The sequence below is a fragment of the Paenibacillus cellulosilyticus genome (assembly GCF_003182255.1).
Classification (GTDB): domain Bacteria; phylum Bacillota; class Bacilli; order Paenibacillales; family Paenibacillaceae; genus Paenibacillus_T; species Paenibacillus_T cellulosilyticus.
Genome location: NZ_QGTQ01000037.1, coordinates 1 through 19554 on the forward strand (window position 1 = coordinate 1; position 19554 = coordinate 19554).

The 19554-nt window shown below is 52.4% G+C and carries 14 protein-coding genes; 1 reads left to right on the top strand and 13 read right to left on the bottom strand.

Annotated elements, in window-relative coordinates:
• Positions 1 to 249 precede the first annotated feature (249 nt).
• On the bottom strand, positions 250 to 2190 hold the full coding sequence (locus DFQ01_RS27505; RefSeq protein WP_110047140.1) for an endonuclease MutS2: 1941 nt from the start codon (positions 2188 to 2190) through the stop codon (positions 250 to 252).
• Between the two features lie 627 nt (positions 2191 to 2817).
• Between DFQ01_RS27505 and DFQ01_RS27510 the strand changes: the two genes are divergently transcribed.
• The gene (locus tag DFQ01_RS27510) at positions 2818 to 3171 is read left to right on the top strand and encodes a hypothetical protein (protein WP_110047141.1); all 354 of its coding nucleotides are present in this window, start codon (positions 2818 to 2820) and stop codon (positions 3169 to 3171) included.
• A 67-nt stretch (positions 3172 to 3238) separates the two neighbouring features.
• Here DFQ01_RS27510 and DFQ01_RS27515 read toward each other — a convergent pair whose 3' ends face one another.
• The 12 genes from DFQ01_RS27515 to lonB all read right to left on the bottom strand — a co-directional run bounded on the left by DFQ01_RS27515 (position 3239) and on the right by lonB (position 19495).
• Positions 3239 to 4720, bottom strand: a complete 1482-nt coding sequence (locus DFQ01_RS27515; protein ID WP_110047142.1) for a LysM peptidoglycan-binding domain-containing protein — start codon at positions 4718 to 4720, stop codon at positions 3239 to 3241.
• A 170-nt stretch (positions 4721 to 4890) separates the two neighbouring features.
• Complete coding sequence (locus DFQ01_RS27520) at positions 4891 to 5868, bottom strand: RluA family pseudouridine synthase (RefSeq protein ID WP_110047143.1); 978 nt, start codon at positions 5866 to 5868, stop codon at positions 4891 to 4893.
• Between the two features lie 9 nt (positions 5869 to 5877).
• Positions 5878 to 7188, bottom strand: coding sequence for a glutamate-1-semialdehyde 2,1-aminomutase (hemL, locus tag DFQ01_RS27525; protein ID WP_110047144.1), 1311 nt, complete (start codon positions 7186 to 7188; stop codon positions 5878 to 5880).
• 65 nt (positions 7189 to 7253) lie between these two features.
• Positions 7254 to 8246 carry a porphobilinogen synthase gene (hemB, locus tag DFQ01_RS27530; RefSeq protein ID WP_110047145.1) on the bottom strand — a complete coding sequence of 331 codons (993 nt, stop codon included), beginning with the start codon at positions 8244 to 8246 and terminating at the stop codon, positions 7254 to 7256.
• A 290-nt stretch (positions 8247 to 8536) separates the two neighbouring features.
• On the bottom strand, positions 8537 to 10102 hold the full coding sequence (cobA, locus tag DFQ01_RS27535; protein WP_110047146.1) for a uroporphyrinogen-III C-methyltransferase: 1566 nt from the start codon (positions 10100 to 10102) through the stop codon (positions 8537 to 8539).
• Positions 10103 to 10108: 6 nt separating this feature from the next.
• Complete coding sequence (gene hemC / locus DFQ01_RS27540) at positions 10109 to 11101, bottom strand: hydroxymethylbilane synthase (protein ID WP_110047147.1); 993 nt, start codon at positions 11099 to 11101, stop codon at positions 10109 to 10111.
• A gap of 61 nt (positions 11102 to 11162) precedes the next feature.
• A complete protein-coding gene (locus DFQ01_RS27545) occupies positions 11163 to 11858 on the bottom strand; it encodes a precorrin-2 dehydrogenase/sirohydrochlorin ferrochelatase family protein (RefSeq protein ID WP_110047148.1) in 696 nt (231 codons plus the stop codon).
• A 56-nt stretch (positions 11859 to 11914) separates the two neighbouring features.
• Positions 11915 to 12727 (bottom strand): cytochrome C assembly family protein, encoded by an 813-nt coding sequence (locus DFQ01_RS27550; RefSeq protein WP_110047149.1) that lies wholly within the window; start codon positions 12725 to 12727, stop codon positions 11915 to 11917.
• Positions 12728 to 12788: 61 nt separating this feature from the next.
• The gene (gene hemA / locus DFQ01_RS27555; RefSeq protein ID WP_110047150.1) at positions 12789 to 14177 is read right to left on the bottom strand and encodes a glutamyl-tRNA reductase; all 1389 of its coding nucleotides are present in this window, start codon (positions 14175 to 14177) and stop codon (positions 12789 to 12791) included.
• A gap of 540 nt (positions 14178 to 14717) precedes the next feature.
• Positions 14718 to 15365 carry a ribosome biogenesis GTP-binding protein YihA/YsxC gene (gene yihA / locus DFQ01_RS27565; RefSeq protein ID WP_110047151.1) on the bottom strand — a complete coding sequence of 216 codons (648 nt, stop codon included), beginning with the start codon at positions 15363 to 15365 and terminating at the stop codon, positions 14718 to 14720.
• The gene (lon, locus tag DFQ01_RS27570) at positions 15362 to 17755 is read right to left on the bottom strand and encodes an endopeptidase La (protein ID WP_110047152.1); all 2394 of its coding nucleotides are present in this window, start codon (positions 17753 to 17755) and stop codon (positions 15362 to 15364) included. Before lon ends, yihA begins: the two co-directional genes overlap by 4 nt.
• 36 nt (positions 17756 to 17791) lie before the next feature.
• Complete coding sequence (gene lonB, locus DFQ01_RS27575; RefSeq protein ID WP_110047153.1) at positions 17792 to 19495, bottom strand: ATP-dependent protease LonB; 1704 nt, start codon at positions 19493 to 19495, stop codon at positions 17792 to 17794.
• Positions 19496 to 19554: the final 59 nt, after the last annotated feature.

Consider the following 19554-nt stretch of genomic DNA (forward strand, 5'->3'; position numbering starts at 1 on the left):
AACGCAGCACCTTCCAAGATGCTATGTATTCACAGCACAACAGTTTTTTAGAGGCCTCCTGGTAAAGGTGGCCTCCATTAGAGAGTGACATTTTCATAGCACAGTTAAAGTGACATTTTCTCAGACGATTGACACCAAGGTGAAACGCCTATCACCATCCTTTGGCGGCGTAATGTGTTTTATTCCGGAGAAATATAAGCCCATTTATAAAATGTATTACTCTTATAAAGTCTTATATTTGTGCAGAGGTCATTCGTCCTCTCCTGGCTTCGTTACAATCACAACATCCTCTACATGTTTACGGTTCATCTGATGGCGCTTCTTCCGGTTCTCCTTCGACTCGAACACGATATCCATATCATAATCCTGTCCGGGATACAGCTTACTCCGGTCGATATACCTTGCGAGCCGCTTCTGGTTGAACGTCAGCTTCCGATCCTCCACTTGTACAATGACATTGCCGCGCTCATCTGCTTCGCGATACACAATGCCTGTTCGTCTCAACGGATGGATCCAAACGCAGTCCCCTGCTCGATGCTGGGCTCCAGACTGTTTAGCTGGTTTGTTACCCTCTGCATGCGAGTTTTCTTCCGGCTTCCTCTTGGCAGCCTGCCGAGAGGTTACTTGTGGTGCCGGCATGTGCAGTTGGAGCTGCTGCCCGCTGCTGGCTGCTAGCGATTCTGCACGTGCAACGATTCGCTCCAGCAGGCCGAACCGCCTTGCCACAGCGAACGCCCGACTCTCCCCTGCCTCACCTATCACCAGACGATGCAGCGGCCGAAGCGTCTCTGGATCGAAGGTCATGCTAGCATTCATGCAACCGGGCGTTTGGGACGCGAACCGTTTGATCTCGTTAAAATGGGTCGTCGCCACCACACGTGCCTTCATCTCCATGAGATGCTCGAGTAAAGCGACAGACAGCGCAATCCCTTCGCCAGGGTCCGTACCTGCCGCCAATTCGTCGAGCAGCAGCAGTGAACGGTGATTGGCCTCCCTTACCATCAGCGCGACGTTTGTCATATGCGAAGAGAACGTACTGAGTGATTGCTCCAGACTTTGCCCGTCCCCAAGGTCCGCCATCACCTTGTGGAAAATACCAAGCTCGCTCCCCGCAGCAGCGGGAATGAGAAACCCGCATTGATGCAGTAGGACGAGCAGGCCAAACGTTTTTAATGCTACCGTCTTACCGCCGGTATTCGGCCCGGTAATCATTAATTGCTGCCAGTCGGCGCCGATTTCCGCATCCAATGGGACGCAGCGCTCTGCTGCGATAAGTGGATGTCTCGCTTGCACGAGCCGCACGAGCGGCTCTTTGTTCATAGCAGGACGGATGCCATTATACGACCGTGACATTTTGCCCCGGGCAGTAATGAAATCGAAAGCTGCCATCGCTTCAATGTTCCATTCCAGCTCAGACGTACGTGCTTCTGCCATCGCGGACAATTGCGCCTGAATCGTATAGCATTCACGCTCCTCGTCCGCCTTCCAGCTATCCCATTCCTGCTGCAGCACGGCAATGTCGCCAGGCTCTACGAACAATGTCTGACCGCTCGATGATTCATCCCATACCGTCCCTGGAACCTGCTTGCGCAAATCCCGCTTCACCGCGATTACGTAATGCCCTCTCCGCTTGCTAATGATCGACTCTTGGAGCGCGCTCTTGTACTTGACCATCGTCTGCTCCAGCTTCTTCTCAATCTTGCCTTCAATCGCATATAGCTGGCGCCGGATACGTCCAAGCTCTGGGCTGGCCTCATCTGCTAGACTGCTGCCACGCAAGCAGCGATTGAGCTCTTGTCGCAGCTCGGGGCAATCATCCATGGATTCGGCATAAGACGCAATGCGTGGTGCAGCTTGGCGTTTGCTGGCCATGTAACGCTTCATCTGTGCAATAGATGTCAGCCACACATTCAATTGATAAAGCTCGGACGGTACATACACTCTTCCCTTGCCGAGCAGCGCAATGATCTCGTCGATCCCTTCCATCGCAGACAGCGGGATGCTTGCGCCTGTCTCCAGCAGCCTCGCTGCTTCCTCTGTTTCTTCCAGCCATGCCTGCACCTGTCGTTCATCCGTACTAGGGGCATGGCGTTCAGCCAGCCTGCGTCCCGCAGGTGACACCGTGTATTCGGCAGCCATCGTCAGCATTTTATCCAATTCCAGCATTCGCTTAGCAGATTCATTAATCATCGTTCAATCTTCCCTTCAACATGATTTTTGGGCACAAAAAAACAGGGACAGAACGCGAGTAAACGTTCCGTCCCTGCTAGGCGTATCAAGATTCGGGCCAAGGTGAACCGACTGATGCCTTCTTATTTAGAAGGCACAGCGCGTTTCATTCTGGAGAAATAGAAGCTAACAAATAAGCAGAAAACTTATCCACGCTTATATTTCAACAAAAAAAGCCGTGCTGCAAGAGCACGGCGAAATTGGACCGAACGTAATATACGCGTTCAGGCGGAATTGTCGTCGCATGTTCTTAACTGATTGGACGAGTTCCACTAAGCTTACAGCACGAATAAAACCTTCACGATGGAAAGTTTCAAAAAAAGCTGTCTCGCTTAGGCAGACACTCGGTTTATCCAATTATTAGTTAAGAACACCCGTCGTCATTAAAATTGCCCCTTACGCATATAAATGTAGATACATCGTCATTGTATCGCTGTCAGGTTCGTCCAGTCAAGCTTCATAATGGGAGTACGCTTTAGGCCGTGCTGTGTTTTCTCAATTATCAAACAATTCAACGTTTCTGCTATTGCCATTCCATAAACTCCGAGTATAATACTAGGTATAACAAAACAAGACGGGTGATGCCTGATGAAAACGAACATAACGAATCAGATCGAAGTATGGATTAACGACCAGCTGGATCTGTACAACTATGCTCTTCAGATCGGCGATACAGACTGGCAGCAGCAAATTCTCGACACACTGTCTCAAAAAGATAAATACCTGCAAGAGCTCTATAACGAGCAGGAAAATCAACGGTTATGGGGCCAATTCAACGAGATCAACCAGGCTATGCTGCAGCTTCTCGAAGAAATTCGTACACAAGCTTTGGATCGTGAACAGCTGGAGGCCATCCGTGTGAAGCTGTCGGAGCTGAAGAAACGTCGGCTTACGATCGTCCACAAAATTAATTCGGTGAAAGTTACGCCTTCATCCAACTAAATAGATACAACAAGGCGCTGCCCTTCCCTAGTCGGGATCGGCAGCGCCTTGTTGTAGGTGAGGGCCGTCACGGAATGTAAATAACCTGCCCCTCTGTAATCGATTGATCCTGCAGTCGGTTGTAGAGAGACAGCTCCCTCGTATTTTTTCCATACCGAACTGCGATATCATCGAGCGTTTCTTCCTTTTGGACGATGCACATCCGAACTCTGCGGAACGACTGTTCATCAGCAAGCTTGCCTAAGAACAGCGTCTTCCATTCGATATCGTCGCCTGTCGTCACTCGAGACTTCTCACGTGCTCCTGCCGAGCTGTTCTCTGCCGCTTCGCGAATTTCTTGTTCACGCCGTGACGATTGCAGCAGCGTACGTAAGCCTACCGGCTCCTTCGAAGGCTCCGCCTCTTCCACCCGCTTCCGGCCGAAAGCAACCTTCAGCTCCTTCCGGTTGGCATCCGCTTCTTCTTGAGGCGCCGCTTCGACAGCAGCCTGCGCTTGCTGTGCTTGGTCAAAGAATGACGCTGAACCTGAACGCTGTGCCGTGAATTCTTGCTCATGCTGCTCTGCCTGTTCGTGCTGCAGCTCAGGCGGTGTATAGAAGCCGCCATCGTCATCCACGAACGCTTCAGCCGACTCATTCGCAGGCTCCTGGCGTGCCTCTTGTCGCGTTTCCGGACGTTCTTCTGGACGCGCAGAAGGCGATATATCGCCAAACGAACCTTCCGCATTCCGATTGGCTTCCCCAGCAGCGTTGTTCGCGACTGGTGCGTCATTAACGGACGGAATTGCCCACGGCTCATCCGGCCTACCATAAGACGAATGATAAATCGGCTCCGGCGCCTGCTCTACAACGGGCTGCGAAGCGAATGCCGACCAATTGATAACCGGCGTGTAAGGCTCCGGTTCAGGCTGCAGCTGCGGCGCAGCAGCTTCGTTACGAATGAACGACTGTGGCTGTTCCCAAGGCACTGAGAATGGCGGCTGCTGCCAGGACTGCACTGGCTCAGGCTCCAGCTCTTCTTCTTCTGGAAATTGAGCCTGTCCGTAGTCATTTGCCCTTACCGATTCAGGGCTGTCATAGAAGCTCGATTGGAACGATGGTTCAGCAGGCTTCGACTCCTCTCGCCGGTGAACGACCGTGATTGGCTCATCTTCCTCCCAGGCATTATCCACTTCCTCACGATGCTCAACAGCAATGCCGTGAAGCGATAAAATACCTGTAATGTTCAGTGTCCGCGATGACAGCAGATCGACATCGAAATGATCGATTTCAACCGATATATCATCCAGACTTTGCACTCGATTCATCGGCAGCGTGATTTCGACCGGAATCCAATGCTCTAGCGACTGCGGCTGCTGCAGATCATTTTGTGACCGATATACACCAGTCAATAGCAGCTGCCCCTTCAAAACTGCCTGTTCGCCCTGTTGGACGACCTGAATGCGAGGAACCAGCTCGATTTCCTCCAGCTCCTCAATCGCAGCAACATCATCCGGCAAATGGACGCGTTCGTAAACATCAAAGCGCAAACCGCTCGTTTGATCCGTCACGCTTCAGTCCTCCCTCCCGCCTTGCAAGCTTGGGCAATCTTCTCATTCAATAACTATCATATGGCAGCGTTGTATAGCGCATGACTATGAATTCGCTATAGATTCGAGCGCGCTGGCCAAAATAAAAAACCGCGGCAAGAACGAGTTCTTGTTCGCGGTTTTGCTATTGGTTATGTTAACGCCCGCCTGAGTGGTTCATACCATTCAGGGCGTGGAGAGAATACTTCCATCTGCCCGCCATGCAGCGGATGGGTAAAGAGCAGCCGCTCGCCGTGCAGCGCTTGATGCGCAAGCAATCGCGTACTGCCACCGTACAGGCTGTCACCAACTAGCGGATGACCGATGTGGCTCATATGCACCCGTATTTGGTGCGTCCGGCCCGTCTCCAGACGAACGCTGACGAGTGCTGCACTGCTGTACTGCTCCAGCAACTCGTAATGGGTGATGGCTGGATCACCACCTGCTCCTGCACGCCGCTTGGCCGAATGATGACGGTCACGTCCAATCGGCGCGTCAATTACACCAGCGCGCCTTGCAAGACGCCCTTGCACGAAGGCGATGTACTGACGATCGATTGCCTTGCTGCGCATCGCCTCATCCAACCGCTGCTGTGCAAGGTCGTTTTTGCTATACAGCACCGGTCCAGACGTCTCATTGTCAAGCCGATGGATGTGGCGAACGGGCAGCGGATCACCCTTCTTAAGCAAATGAACAGCAGCCGCTTCGTCCAGCGTACCACGTTCCCCTGGCTTAGAGGCATGGACAGGCATGCCAGCGGGCTTATTCATCACGAGCACATAATCGTCCTCGTATAGCGGTTCTGCAATAAGACTACCGCTTCCGCTGGAGGTACTCGCAGCTAGACGATAGAGCGGATCCTTCGCAGGATCCGCTGGCACGAATGCATCCAGAACGATTCGCTCGCCTTCCATTCGGATGCCGCCAACCGAAAACAGCAGGTTGATCCACTTCGTTGGGAACCATCCAGCTGCAGCCAGCCACTGCTTCACTGCGTGTGAATGTGAATCGGCTGCTGGCCATGCTCGCTCTCCAGTATCGTCCAAGCCTTGCGGCAGAAGCACCAGCTTGCGCCCTTCACGACGCGCACCGGTCTGCCAATTAAAACTTATGCCGCTTCCGCTCTGCATCGGCAGCTATTATAGACGCGACAGCGCTTCGTCGTTCGCTGCGATCGTCAGATCGATATCTTCTTCCGTATGAACGCCCGATACGAACATGCCCTCGAACTGCGATGGCGCAACGCTTACGCCAAGATTCAGCATCGAGCCGAAGTAGCTGCGGAACTGCTCGAGATTTGACGACTTAGCCGTCTCGAAGTTTATGACATGCTTGTCCGTGAAGAACGGGCACACCATCGAGCCTACGCGATTGATCGTCACCGCGACGCCATGCTTAGCCGCATTCGCTTCGAAGCCAAGCTGCAGGCGCGTCGACAGACGCTCCAGAAGCTCATAGCGCTCTGGCGTCATTAGCTTCAGCGTCGTGTAGCCTGCAGCCATCGCCAGCGGGTTACCGGACAGCGTACCTGCTTGATAGATCGGACCAGCTGGTGCCATCTGCTCCATCAGGTCACGTCTGCCTGCATATGCGCCAACAGGAAGGCCGCCGCCGATTACTTTGCCAAGACATGTCAAGTCCGGCGTAACGCCGTACAAACCTTGCGCGCAATGATAATTAACACGGAAGCCCGTCATAACCTCGTCGAAAATAAGCAAGTTGCCGTACTTCGTCGTCACATCGCGCAGACCTTGCAGGAAGCCAGGAAGCGGAGGCACTACGCCCATATTGCCGGCAATCGGCTCGACGATCACGCAGGCGATCTCTTCGCCGAACTTCTCGAACGCGAGCTTTACCGATTCGATATCGTTATAAGGCACCGTGATCGTATGCGTAGCTACGCTCTCTGGTACGCCAGGGCTGTCTGGCAGTCCAAGCGTTGCCACGCCGGAGCCTGCTTTGATCAGCAAGCTGTCCGCATGACCGTGGTAGGAGCCTTCGAATTTCAAAATTTTGCTCCGCTTCGTATAACCACGCGCAAGGCGCAGCGCACTCATCGTCGCTTCTGTGCCAGAGTTAACCATCCGAACGATATCCGCGGAAGGTACGCGTTCGCATACGAGCTGCGCCATCAACGTCTCGATTTCCGTTGGTGCGCCGAAGCTCGTGCCCTTCTCAGCCGTCTTCTTGATCGCTTCAACAACCTCTGGATGCGCATGGCCCATAATGAGCGGTCCCCATGATGCAACATAGTCGATATAGCTGTTGCCATCGATGTCATAGACGCGCGAGCCGCTTCCTCGTTCGATATAAGCTGGCGTCAAGCCAACCGATTTGAATGCCCGTACAGGGCTGTTAACGCCGCCGGGAATATACTGCTTCGCCAGCTCGAATGCGGCTTTGGACCGCTCATCGTTACGCTGGCGGTTCCGATCGAATGTTTCACTCATCGTTTCCGTCTCCTTCTCTCTGTACGTCCCTCTAGGCATGTATTAGGAAAATTACTGTGATTGCCTTAGCCCTTCAGCCAGTGTGCTGCATCCTTCGCATGGTACGTAATGATCAAGTCGGCGCCCGCACGCTTCATGCCGATGAGCGTCTCCAGTACGATCTTCTGTTCATCAATCCAGCCATTCGCTGCTGCAGCTTTAACCATTGCGTACTCACCACTCACATTGTAAGCAACGAGCGGCAGATCGAATTGATCTTTCAGCGTACGAATAATGTCGAGGTAAGACAAAGCAGGCTTGACCATCAGGAAGTCCGCGCCTTCGAGCACATCGCTCTCAGCCTCACGAAGCGCTTCACGCGCATTCGCCGGATCCATTTGATACGTCTTCCGGTCACCGAACTGTGGCGCGGAGTGTGCTGCCTCACGGAATGGACCGTAGTACGCAGATGCATATTTGACCGAATACGACATAATCGGCACGTTGATGAAGCCTGCCGCATCGAGCCCTTCACGAATCGCTGACACAAAGCCATCCATCATATTCGAAGGGGCGATAATGTCTGCTCCGGCTTCGGCTTGCGATACAGCCGTACGAACGAGCAGCGGCAATGTCGCATCATTATCGACATCCGCCGTACCGTTATGCTCATGAACGTGCACAACGCCGCAGTGGCCATGCTCCGTATATTGGCACAGGCAAGTATCCGCAATTACAACGAGCTCCGGTGCCCATTGCTTAATAAGACGAGTCGCTTGCTGCACAATTTCATTCGCATCATAGGCGGACGAGCCAACTGCATCCTTCGTTGCCGGAATGCCGAACAGCATAATCGATGGAATGCCGAGTGCTACGATCTCGCGAATTTCGGCTTCCAGCAAATCAAGCGAGAAGTGATACACGCCCGGCATCGAGCGGATCTCTTCTTTGATATTCGTCCCGTGTACGACGTAGAGAGGATAAATAAAATCATTTACTGATAACACCGTTTCGCGCACCATGCTGCGCAGTGCAGCAGATCCACGGAGACGGCGATTACGAACCGTTGGGAAACTCATATAGGAAACCTCCTGAAGATTTCTACCCACCAGGCTTTCTACCCGCCCAAACCCTCGGGAGTTCTACCCACCTAAATCCTCCCTGCTAGGGAGGACCCCCGGGGTTTCCAACCCCGGGTCCCCGGAAGTTTGGTGCTGGGAGAAACTAAGGTGCGTGTATGATACTGCGTGCTGGGAGTCGCGTGACCCTTTGGGTCATAGCTTTTGTTCGAGCTTACTAAGACAAAATTACTAATACAAAAAAAGAAGAATGGCTAAAACCAAGCTTTATTCCTCTAGGGGACTACCAATTAAACGTTCAAACTCGCTGCATTCGTCCGCTCAGCTAAACGCTTTGCGACTATGGCTGCAACCAGTGCTTCAATGGTTGCTTCTTCTGGCTCAATCGCAACTTCGAGTCCGGCAGCCTTTACTGCTTGTGTCGTGATTGGGCCAATGCTTGCGATTTGCGTTTGTTTCAATAATGCCACTGGGTCTTCGACGCCATTGGCCCGCAGCAGTGTTAACAAATTCGTTACCGTCGACGAGCTGGTAAACGTAACGACATGAACATCGCCATCTCGCAGCTGCTCAAGCGCCAGCTCATCTTGATTGTCAGCAAGTACGGTTTCATATACATCAAGCTCAACGGCGTCAACGCCGAGTGCTTTCAATTCACGTGGCAGCACCTCGCGTGCCAGATCGCCTCTAGCCAGCAGCGCACGCTGGCCAGCTTGAACCTCGCCGCCAAGCTGCTCAAGCAATCCTTCCTGCTGGAACTTCCCGGGCAGCTCTTCTACGGTCAAACCCCGATCCTGCAGTGCTTCAGCCGTCTTAGGTCCAACTGCTGCAATCCGCGCCCTGCCGAATCGGCGAATATCTGTCCCATAGCGGCGCAGCCAACGGAAGAACGACTCAACGCCATTCACGCTTGTGAACATGAGCCAGTCGAACGATTCTGCTTCATCGAATGCACGCTCGATTGCTTTCTTTTGTACATCCTCCGATACATCGCGCGTCTCAATAACCGGATATTCGCACGGCTCGCCGCCCAGCTCCTCGATCATCTGAACGAGCTCGCTCGCCTGAGCACGAGCACGAGTTACGAGCACTCGCGTGCCGAACAACGGCTTCTTATCGAACCAGCGAAGCATGTCGCGCTGTTTCACTACATCACCAACAACGATTACTGCGGGAGGTTTAAAGCCTGCTGCTTCAACCTTCTCCGCAATGTCAGCCAACGTGCTCGTCAACGTTTGCTGCTCGACACGCGTTCCCCAGCGAACAAGAGCAACCGGTGTTGTTGGCGCTTTGCCATGGAACATGAGCTGTTCGCTAATGTAGCCAATCTTTGCAACGCCCATCAGGAAAATAAGCGTTCCTGTCGCATTCGTTACTTTATCCCAATGAATCGACTGATCTAGTTTCTCCGGGCTCTCGTGTCCCGTTACGATCGACAGAGAGGAAGCCATATCTCGGTGTGTGACCGGAATGCCCGCATAAGCTGGCACCGCAATTGCCGAAGTAATACCTGGTACAATTTCAAACTCAACGCCGTTCTGCACGAGCAGTTCCGCCTCTTCGCCCACACGCCCGAAAATCGTCGGATCGCCGCCTTTAAGACGTGTAACCGTCTTGCCTTCAAGCGCAAGATCGACGAGCAGCTGATTGATTTCTTCCTGCTTCATCGTATGGCGATCCGGAAGCTTGCCGACATATACACGCTCTGCTCCCGGCTTCAGATGAGCCAACAACCGCGGGCTAGCAAGTCGGTCATAGACAACGACATCTGCCCTCTTAATACATTCAAGTCCACGGACCGTGATCAGCTTTGGATCACCAGGACCCGCACCTACCAGATATACTTTCCCCTTCATCGCTCATCAGCCCCTTACTTGCGCCAGAATATCATCTGCACCGGATGCACGGAGTTTGTCCGCAACGGCCAAACCAAGTGCTTCTGGATCAGAATCTTTGCCTATTTCTTTCAGCAAAACCGCACCATCTGGCGATCCGACGATACCGACCAGCTCGATAACTGCGCCTTCGACCGATTTCTCCTCCAAGCCCGCTGGCAGCGTAACGACCGCGTGAGCGCCAATTGGAATCTGGCAGCCACCGTTCAATGCACCGAGGAAGCTGCGCTCCGCGCGCACAGCAAGCTCAGACACCGGATCATTCAAAAGTGAGAGCAGCTCGCGAACGCCAGCATCCGATTCTCGGCATTCAATCCCAAGTGCACCTTGGCCTACCGCAGGAACACAAATATCGATTGGGAGTCGATCGTGAATACGCGATTCCCAGCCCATCCGCTGCAAGCCTGCAGCAGCCAGCACGATCGCATCGAATTCCTCCGTCTCCAGCTTGCGAATACGTGAATCGATATTACCGCGGATCGACACGAGCTCGATATCCGGACGGTAGCTTTTCAGCTGACTGGCACGGCGCAAGCTGCTCGTTCCGATCTTAGCACCTTCAGGAAGCGACGATAGCCCACCGCCAGTCGATGTAATGATGACATCGCGAGGATCAACCCGCTTCGGCACTGCACCATTCATCAGCCCTTCCGGCAGCTCGAATGGCATATCCTTCATGCTGTGTACAGCCATATCAATTTCGCCGTCAATGAGCGCCTGCTCAATTTCTTTGACGAACAGTCCCTTGCCGCCGACCTTGGACAGCGTTACATCGAGAATCCGATCGCCTTTTGTTACGATTTTGACAATTTCGAATGTATAAGGTAATCCATGCTGCTCGCTCAGCTGCTTCAACTGATCAATGACTTGACCGGTCTGGGTGAGTGCAAGCGCACTTTGTCTTGTTCCTACTCGAATGACGCGCGCACTACCGTCTGCCGTATGATTCGCTTTAGTCATCGTTTCTCCTCCTAAAAATGCTGCTGCCTGCAAGTAAATTGCTTACTTCGTAAGCATACGCCTACGTACGGGGCTTACGCAGCCTCTCTATCCATCTATCTATTAGCATTGGATTTAATTCCGTCTGAAAACCATCCTGTAGCACTTGCGCCAGCTCATGCCAGCCTGAATCATCGGCGGCAGCCGCTTGCAGCAGCTGCTTGGTATCTGCTTGCTCAGCCTCAGGCGATCTGGTGTTATTCGCATGCAGCAACCGATCCCGCAGCAGCCGAAGCGCTCGCAGCCGTACGGCATATTCATCGCCATATGATTGCTCAAGCTCTACCTTCAGTCTTGCAGCCAATGATGGGCTCGCTCCATTAGTCGTAATTCCAATGACTAAGTCACCTCTGCGGACGACTGCTGGCGTGACGAATGAGCCTTCATCACCGTCGCTTACGGAATTCGCCCATATACCAAGCGAATCCGCCTCGCTAACGATTCGAGCATTGAGCGTCGAATTGCTTGTAGCTGCAATGACTAGTGAAGCTCGCAGGATATCATCCGAATCATATTGCCGATCAACGATGCGAACGAGGCCCGCTTGCCCAAGTCGAGCCAGATCGTCTGTCACCTGTTCTGCAATGACTTCAATCTGATCCGCCCCAGCAGCTAGCAGCGCTGCTGCTTTACGCTCAGCAACTTTCCCGCCGCCGATGATGACACACCGTTTGCCCTTAAGCCGAAGCATAATCGGATACAACATGCCTTCCGGCATAGCGGGTTCCTCCTTACAGAATCTTTGAAGGCGTTCAAAGTCACTCTGCCCTATAATCAATGAAAGCTCGAAATCGGGTTAAGCAGAACATTAAGAATCATAATACCAAATGCAAGCAAATTATACCTCGCCGCCATGTAGCCGACTTGTCCATGTGTCTTGCGTCTAACGAAGTTTGCAACATAGAGTACAAGAGCTACAAGCGAGATAATCACTTTCAAATCGGCTAAGTAAATCAAGCGTCCTTCAATAACGACTGAGGCGATCGCTAGCGATAATGCGATAGCAAGCAGCGGTACGCCCGCCGATACGAAGCGGAAAGCGTAAATCTCAATCACTTCCAGGCTGGGCAGCCGCTTCATCGGCATGGTCCAGCTCTTCTTCTTCAGTTTGCGATGAAGGAACAAATACATGCCAGAGAATACAGCAGATATGGTCAATGCAGCGAACGCGCAAATCATTAAGCTAATATGTAGAATAAGCAGATTACGAGCTGCCTCATACGGCTCAATGGTTTGCGACGGCTTCGGATTCACAAGAAGCAGCGCCGCTAATACAGCAAACCCAATTAAGTTGACGATGAAGACCAAATATTCAATCCGGAAAAATTGGCTGATGACGAGTGATATCGTAACTAACAGCCAAGAGACAGCAAACCAATATTCAAACCCCGATATATAACCGACGTCGAGATGCGACATCATCCGATATACCAAATATCCCGTCTGCAGACCCCATACAAACATAAGCAGCCCTGTACCAATCCGTCTAGCACTCCGATTCGCATCTACGAAGTCAGAGAAATAAAACAGTAAGGTCAGGGCGTATACGTATAGCATGGCATCATAAAACCAATGTGTTGTTATCATAAGCAGCCCTCCTCACTGTTCCCACAACAATGAAAAAACCGCCACATATAGCGGCGGCTTCTCATGGCGTTGCAGCAGCTATGCCCGCCGGCATTTGAACGGATGCTGACTCGGCAGCCGCCTGCGGCTCTTTTACTTGGGAAGGCTTTGATGCCGCTTGTGCGGTTTCGCGTCCATCCTCGATCGATTGCTCAAGCGCAAACAGCTTGACGAACATATCCATCGCTTCACCGGCATGTTTCTCGCCAGCCATTTCTTTAATACGAAGTATCGGGTCGCTCATCATTTGATTGACGATGCTCTTCGTCAGCTTGCGAATGACCTTCATCTCATGTTCATCCAGACCAGGCAGCTTCTTCTCTAAGCTGTCCATTGTTTCCGAATGGATCGTCTCCGCCTTCGTCTGCAGCGCACGAATGAGCGGGATGACGCCAAGCGTCTTATACCAGCTGCGGAACGACTCGAGCTCGATCGCGATCATCGTTTCAATCTTCAGCGACTCTCTGCGGCGCTGTTCCAGATTGCTGCCCACAATCCCTTCGAGATCATCGATATTGTATAAGAACACATTATCTACTGCAGCGATAGCTGGATCAAGATCCCGCGGCATCGCGATATCAATCATAAATAATGGACGGGATTTGCGGCGCTGCATCGCAGCCGCAACCTGTTCGCGCAGCAGCACATATTTGCTTGCGCCGGTCGAACTAATAACCACGTCGGCTTCATGAAGCCTTGCAATGGCTTCCTCCATTGTGCATGGCGTACCGCCAAGCTTGTCCGCCAACTCCACCGCCCGTTCGAGCGTGCGGTTCGCCACGATGACGCGTTCCGCACCGTTTGATGATAGGTGCTTACCCGTGAGCTCGCTCATTTTGCCAGCGCCAATGATCATGACGGTCTTCTTAGCGAAATTGCCGAATATACGCTTGCCAAGTTCAACCGCTGCGTAGCTGACCGATACAGCCGCTTCGCCGATCGAAGTCTCGGAGTGCGCGCGCTTCGCCATCGTAATGGCCTGCTTGAACAACATATTGAACAGCGTTCCCGTCGCCTTCTCTTTCTGCGCAGTCAGAAACGCTTCTTTGACTTGACCTAGAATCTGTGTCTCGCCGATCACCATCGAGTCCAATCCGCTCGCAACGCGGAACAGATGCTCAATCGCCTGATCATCTTCGTACATATATAGATGATTCGTAAACTGCTGTCTAGGCAGCGCGAACCACTTCTCCATAAAGCTGCGAATGTAATGACCGCATAGATGATGCCGATCGACGACCGCGTACAATTCCGTTCGGTTGCAGGTCGCGACGATGACACCTTCTAAGATGCTCTTAGTCTGTTTTAATTGCTGCAGCGCTGCAGGCAAGTCTTGTTCAGCGAACGTGAACCGTTCCCGTACCTCGACTGGCGCCGTGCGATAATTCAAACCAACAACGATGATATGCATGCGATCCTGCCCCCCTTTCTGTTCGAATCTGTATCTTTCGGTCACGAACATTATAGCATAGTTCAATGGGACTTCTGTCTTCAAATATGAATAATGTTTGAAACAACATCTGTCCCTAGTGTTGTCAGGTGAAACTTCCATTATTCGCAATGCTTGTACAACAGCGGAAAAAATAATAAACAATAAAAAAAGACCATGAGGGTATAATACCAGACCCATGGCCGTTTCTTCTATACAAAGTATGACGCAAATCGTTCTGAATTCGCTATCGTTCGTTATTTCACCGGCGATGCAGAATTCATTTCAGGTTCAACAACTTGCAAATCGCCCATGCGACGAATAAGACTCTTCGTATGCACTGCCGTCGGCATAATGATAAATCATCGTATAAGTGCAGTAAATTCGATTGACGATTGCGTCTCCGCGGAAAGTCGCTATAGCTTTGCGCATCGCGTTCGTTAGTCCCAGATGGACAAACCGGCAAACCTATACGTTGTCGTGAAGTTCAAACACTAACGGCCCGTTTCCCTAAACTATAAACTATTCAGCAATCGTTCCAGCATCCTCTGCATTGGAATGCGAGTCGTCCGTCTTGCTTCCTCGTTCTCCGATCGTCTGCATAATATGACCCCACAGCTGATCACGGCCCTCGCCTGTTTCGGACGAGTACCGAATAATCGTATCACGCGGATCTGCCTGCAGCGTCGTTTTGACGAGCTTGATCTGTTTGTCCCATTGACTCTTCGGTATCTTGTCCGACTTCGTGACAACAATACAAGTAGGAATCTCAAAATGCTTGAGCCATTCGTACATTAAGCAATCGTCCTTGGACGGCGCATGACGAATATCGATAATGAGCAGCACGAGCTTCAGCTCGTCCCGATCTCTGAGGTATCTCTCAATCATCTTCCCCCATGCTTCTCGCTCTGTTTTGGAAACCTTGGCATAGCCATAGCCTGGGAAGTCGATGAAATAGACCTGCTCGTTGATTCGGTAGTAGTTCAATTGCTGTGTCTTACCCGGCTGAGAGCTTGTCCGAGCCAAGTTCTTGCGATTGATCATGCGATTAATAAGTGATGATTTGCCGACATTGGAACGCCCTGCCAGAGCGATCTCTGGCAAGGCGTCAATCGGATATTGATCTGGTCTTACTGCACTTATAACGAATTCTGCTGATGTGATTTTCATGTAACGGTTGTCCCTGCTTTCTGTTCTTGTGCTGAAGCGTCATCTTCAGCATGCGTTGCTGCGGGTAATAAGGCGTGCTGCAGCACTTCATCCATATGACCAACCGGTATGAAGGTCATCTCCTCACGAATGCTCTCTGGCACGTCGATGAGGTCCCGCTCATTATCCTTCGGAAGCAGCACTTTGCGGATGCCTGCCCGATGCGCCGCCAGCGATTTCTCCTTCAGTCCGCCAATCGGCAGCACTCTGCCGCGCAGTGTAATCTCACCGGTCATTGCGACCTCACGCGATACTGGACGGTTCGTCAAGGCGCTGATAAGCGCTGTCGCCATCGTAATGCCGGCCGATGGGCCATCCTTCGGAATTGCCCCTTCAGGAATATGGATATGAATATCATTCTTCTCGTGAAAATCAGGCTCGATCTTAAGCTCCGCCGCTCTGCTGCGCGTGTAGCTGAACGCTGCTTGCGCCGACTCTTTCATGACGTCGCCAAGCTTGCCTGTCAGTGTAAGCTTGCCGCTGCCTGGCAGGACCGTGACCTCGATCACGAGCGTATCGCCGCCAACCTCAGTCCATGCAAGCCCCGTTACAGCACCGATCTGATCCTCTTGTTCAGCGAGGCCGTAACGGAATTTGGCTGGTCCCAGCCATTCCTTCACTTTTGCAGGATCCACTGTAATCGGACCCTCATGGTCCTTGGAGACGATCTGCTTCGCTGCCTTGCGGCACAGTGCGGCAAGCTGCTGCTCTAGATTACGTACGCCTGATTCGCGCGTATATTCGCGTATAATGCCTTGAAGCGCCTCGCTCTCTACGACGAGCTGTTCATTATCCAGCCCATGCTCACGCTTCTGCTTCGGCAGCAGGTAGCGCTCTGCAATCTGAAGCTTCTCGAGCTCCGTATACCCTGGGATATAGAGCACTTCCATCCGATCAAGCAGCGGACGCGGCACATTGTGCAGCGAGTTCGCTGTCGTCACGAACATGACATTGGACAAATCGTACGGCACTTCGATGAAATGATCGCTGAACGTCGAGTTCTGCTCCGGATCGAGCACCTCAAGAAGCGCTGACGCTGGATCCCCTCGGAAGTCCATCGCCATCTTGTCGATCTCATCGAGCAGGAAGACGGGATTCATCGCACCTGCTGTCTTCATTCCCTGCATAATGCGGCCCGGCATAGCACCGACATACGTACGGCGATGGCCGCGAATCTCTGCTTCGTCACGCACGCCGCCAAGTGAGATGCGAACGAACTTGCGATTGAGTGACTTCGCGATGGAACGCGCAATCGATGTTTTGCCGACGCCAGGAGGTCCAACAAGACAAAGGATTGGCCCCTTCAGCTTCTGTACGAGCTTCTGTACGGCTAAGTACTCGAGTACCCGCTCCTTCGGTTTATCCAGTCCGTAATGATCATCGTTAAGAATGGCCTCGGCTTTGTCGAGATCAAGATCGATCCCTTCATCCTTCCCTTTGCGCCAAGGCAATGACAACAACCAATCGATATAATTGCGGATGACGCCCCCCTCCGCTGAGGTGGACGGCATTTTCTCCAGTCGATCAATTTCTTTCTCGACCTTCTCCTTGACCTTATCCGGCAGTCCAGCTTCCTCCAGCTGGCTGCGCAGCTCTTCGACCTCGCCAGCGCGACCTTCCTTGTCGCCAAGCTCCTTCTGAATCGCCTTCATCTGCTCGCGAAGGTAATATTCCTTCTGCGTCTTCTCCATCTGCTTCTTGACGCGTTGGTTGATCTTGCGTTCAAGCTCAAGCACTTCGCGTTCGTTGTGCAGGATGTCGAGCAGCTTCTCAAGGCGTTGACGGACGTCGATCGTCTCAAGAATGTCCTGCTTATCGCGGATCTTCAACGAGAGATGGCTTGTAATGACGTCGGCCAGCCGCCCCGGCTCATCGATGTCAGAGACGGCTGCAAGCGTCTCAGGCGTCACTTTCTTAGACAGATTGATATAAGTCTCGAACTGGGTAAGTACCGTTCGCATAAGCGCATCTGTCTCGGAATCATCCGACTCCTGCTCCGGAAGCTCCTTGATCATAACCTCGTAAAACTCATCGTTTGGCAAATAGTCCAAGACTTCTGCCCGCACAACCCCTTCGACGAGTACACGAATCGTTCCGTTAGGGAGCTTCAGCATTTGTCTGACGCGAGCTATCGTACCGATTCGGTATATATCTTCCTGCGTCGGCTCCTCAATATTAACCTCCGATTGGGAGCACAGCAGAATCATATGGTCCTCGACCATGGCGCGTTCAAGCGCCCGAACCGATTTCTCTCTTCCCACGTCGAGGTGGAGTACCATGCTGGGATATACGAGCAGTCCCCTAAGCGGAAGCAGGGGCAGCCTGCGTCCTTTCGTTTTTCCAGGCCCCATTCCAGCACCTCCAATAGTGATGTCTATCCCATTTTATCACTCTGCCGAATCCGCCTGCAAATACGGCACCGTCGGCGCGATAAAACGGTCCTGCACGGCGGCCGAATCGACCATTTGGAACTTCTCCTCCGATTGCGGGAAAACGATAGCGAATACTTCTTCTACACGGTCAACCGGCGTAATATGTACCCCTTCGAGTCCATCAAAAATCGCCTGCCAGTTCTCACGCGGAATGATCACTCGCTGCGCACCCGCTTGGAAGGCCGCCTCAACCTTCGCCAATACGCCGCCTACTGGCTTCACATTACCGTGAATGCCGATCTCGCCGGTCATCGCCAGCTTGTTATCTACAGGCTCGCCTTTAATGGCTGATGCGATGGCAGTCGCCATTGCAATGCCTGCCGACGGCCCATCAATCGGTGTACCACCAGGGAAATTGATATGCAGGTCATAATCATGCGGTCGCAAGCCATAGCGGCGAAGTACCGTCAGTACGTTCTCTACAGAGCCCTTCGCCATACTTTTACGACGAAGCGTACGTGAGCCGCCACCAAGCTCTTCCTCATCCACTACACCTGTAATCGTAAAGGTTCCCTTCCCTGTTCGAACAGGTATCGCGCTAACCTCGATCTCAAGCAGCGTGCCCATGTTTGGACCGTATACAGCAAGTCCGTTTACAAAGCCGACTTGCGGCTCCGCTGGAACTTTACGATCCGGTCTAGGTGGAATCTGACTGCTGTTCACAACCCATTCAATATCAGCAGCGATAAGCTCGCTCCGTTTCTCAGACAACGCAAGCCCTGCAGCAAGCTGGATGACATTGACGGCTTCCCGTCCGTTCGTTGCATAACGCGTAACGACCTCGATTGCTTCAGGCGATGGCTCGAATCCGATTTTTTTCACCGCATTGGATGCAATCTGAGCAATTTCACCTGCAAGCAGCGGACGGAAATATACTTCCATGCACCGGGAGCGAAGCGCTGCCGGCAGCTCCTGAGGAGAGCGTGTCGTTGCACCAACGAGACGGAAATCCGCTGGCAGACCATTTTGGAACACGTCATGGACATACATCGGAATGTTAGCATCCTCGGAGTTGTAATACGCACTCTCCAAAAATACTTTGCGATCCTCGAGAACTTTTAATAATTTATTCAGCTGGATGGGGTGCAATTCCCCAATTTCGTCAATAAACAATATCCCGCCATGCGCCTTCGTCACTGCACCCGGCTTCGGCTGCGGAATACCTGCGACACCCATGGCACCTGCACCTTGATAGATCGGGTCATGAACAGAGCCAATAAGCGGATCGGCAATGCCGCGCTCATCGAAACGAGCCGTCGTCGCATCGATCTCCGTAAACTTCGCATCAGGCAAGAATGGCGATGTCGGATTTTTCTTCGCTTCCTCCAGAACAACACGAGCCGCTGCCGTCTTACCGACGCCAGGAGGGCCGTATATGATGACATGCTGCGGATTCGCGCTGCACAGCGCTGCCTTAAGCGCTTTGAGGCCATCGACCTGGCCGACGATATCCTGCATCGCCTGCGGCCTTGTTTTCTCCGCTAGCGGCTTCGTAAGCGAAATCGAGCGCAGCTTGCGGAGCTTGTCCAGCTCCTTGCGCGATTCACGATCAACCGCCGAGCGGCTCGTCTTCTGATTACGAAGCAAATTCCAAAAGTATAGACCGATAACGACAGCAAAAAACACCTGAATCATCATTAACACAAAACTTAAAGTCATAACAATCCCCTCCTGACATATGGATCTTTGAGCCTGACAGCAGGATCAAAGACTCTGCC

Excerpts from the sequence above, each read along its gene's own strand:
- yihA (WP_110047151.1), bottom strand. The coding sequence starts at position 15,365 with ATGAAAATCACATCAGCAGAATTCGTTATAAGTGCAGTAAGACCAGAT.
- DFQ01_RS27550 (WP_110047149.1), bottom strand. The coding sequence starts at position 12,727 with ATGATAACAACACATTGGTTTTATGATGCCATGCTATACGTATACGCC.
- DFQ01_RS27505 (WP_110047140.1), bottom strand. The coding sequence starts at position 2,190 with ATGATTAATGAATCTGCTAAGCGAATGCTGGAATTGGATAAAATGCTG.
- lonB (WP_110047153.1), bottom strand. The coding sequence starts at position 19,495 with ATGACTTTAAGTTTTGTGTTAATGATGATTCAGGTGTTTTTTGCTGTC.
- cobA (WP_110047146.1), bottom strand. The coding sequence starts at position 10,102 with ATGAAGGGGAAAGTATATCTGGTAGGTGCGGGTCCTGGTGATCCAAAG.
- hemB (WP_110047145.1), bottom strand. The coding sequence starts at position 8,246 with ATGAGTTTCCCAACGGTTCGTAATCGCCGTCTCCGTGGATCTGCTGCA.
- DFQ01_RS27520 (WP_110047143.1), bottom strand. The coding sequence starts at position 5,868 with ATGCAGAGCGGAAGCGGCATAAGTTTTAATTGGCAGACCGGTGCGCGT.
- hemA (WP_110047150.1), bottom strand. The coding sequence starts at position 14,177 with ATGCATATCATCGTTGTTGGTTTGAATTATCGCACGGCGCCAGTCGAG.
- hemL (WP_110047144.1), bottom strand. The coding sequence starts at position 7,188 with ATGAGTGAAACATTCGATCGGAACCGCCAGCGTAACGATGAGCGGTCC.
- lon (WP_110047152.1), bottom strand. The coding sequence starts at position 17,755 with ATGGGGCCTGGAAAAACGAAAGGACGCAGGCTGCCCCTGCTTCCGCTT.
- DFQ01_RS27510 (WP_110047141.1), top strand. The coding sequence starts at position 2,818 with ATGAAAACGAACATAACGAATCAGATCGAAGTATGGATTAACGACCAG.
- DFQ01_RS27545 (WP_110047148.1), bottom strand. The coding sequence starts at position 11,858 with ATGCCGGAAGGCATGTTGTATCCGATTATGCTTCGGCTTAAGGGCAAA.
- hemC (WP_110047147.1), bottom strand. The coding sequence starts at position 11,101 with ATGACTAAAGCGAATCATACGGCAGACGGTAGTGCGCGCGTCATTCGA.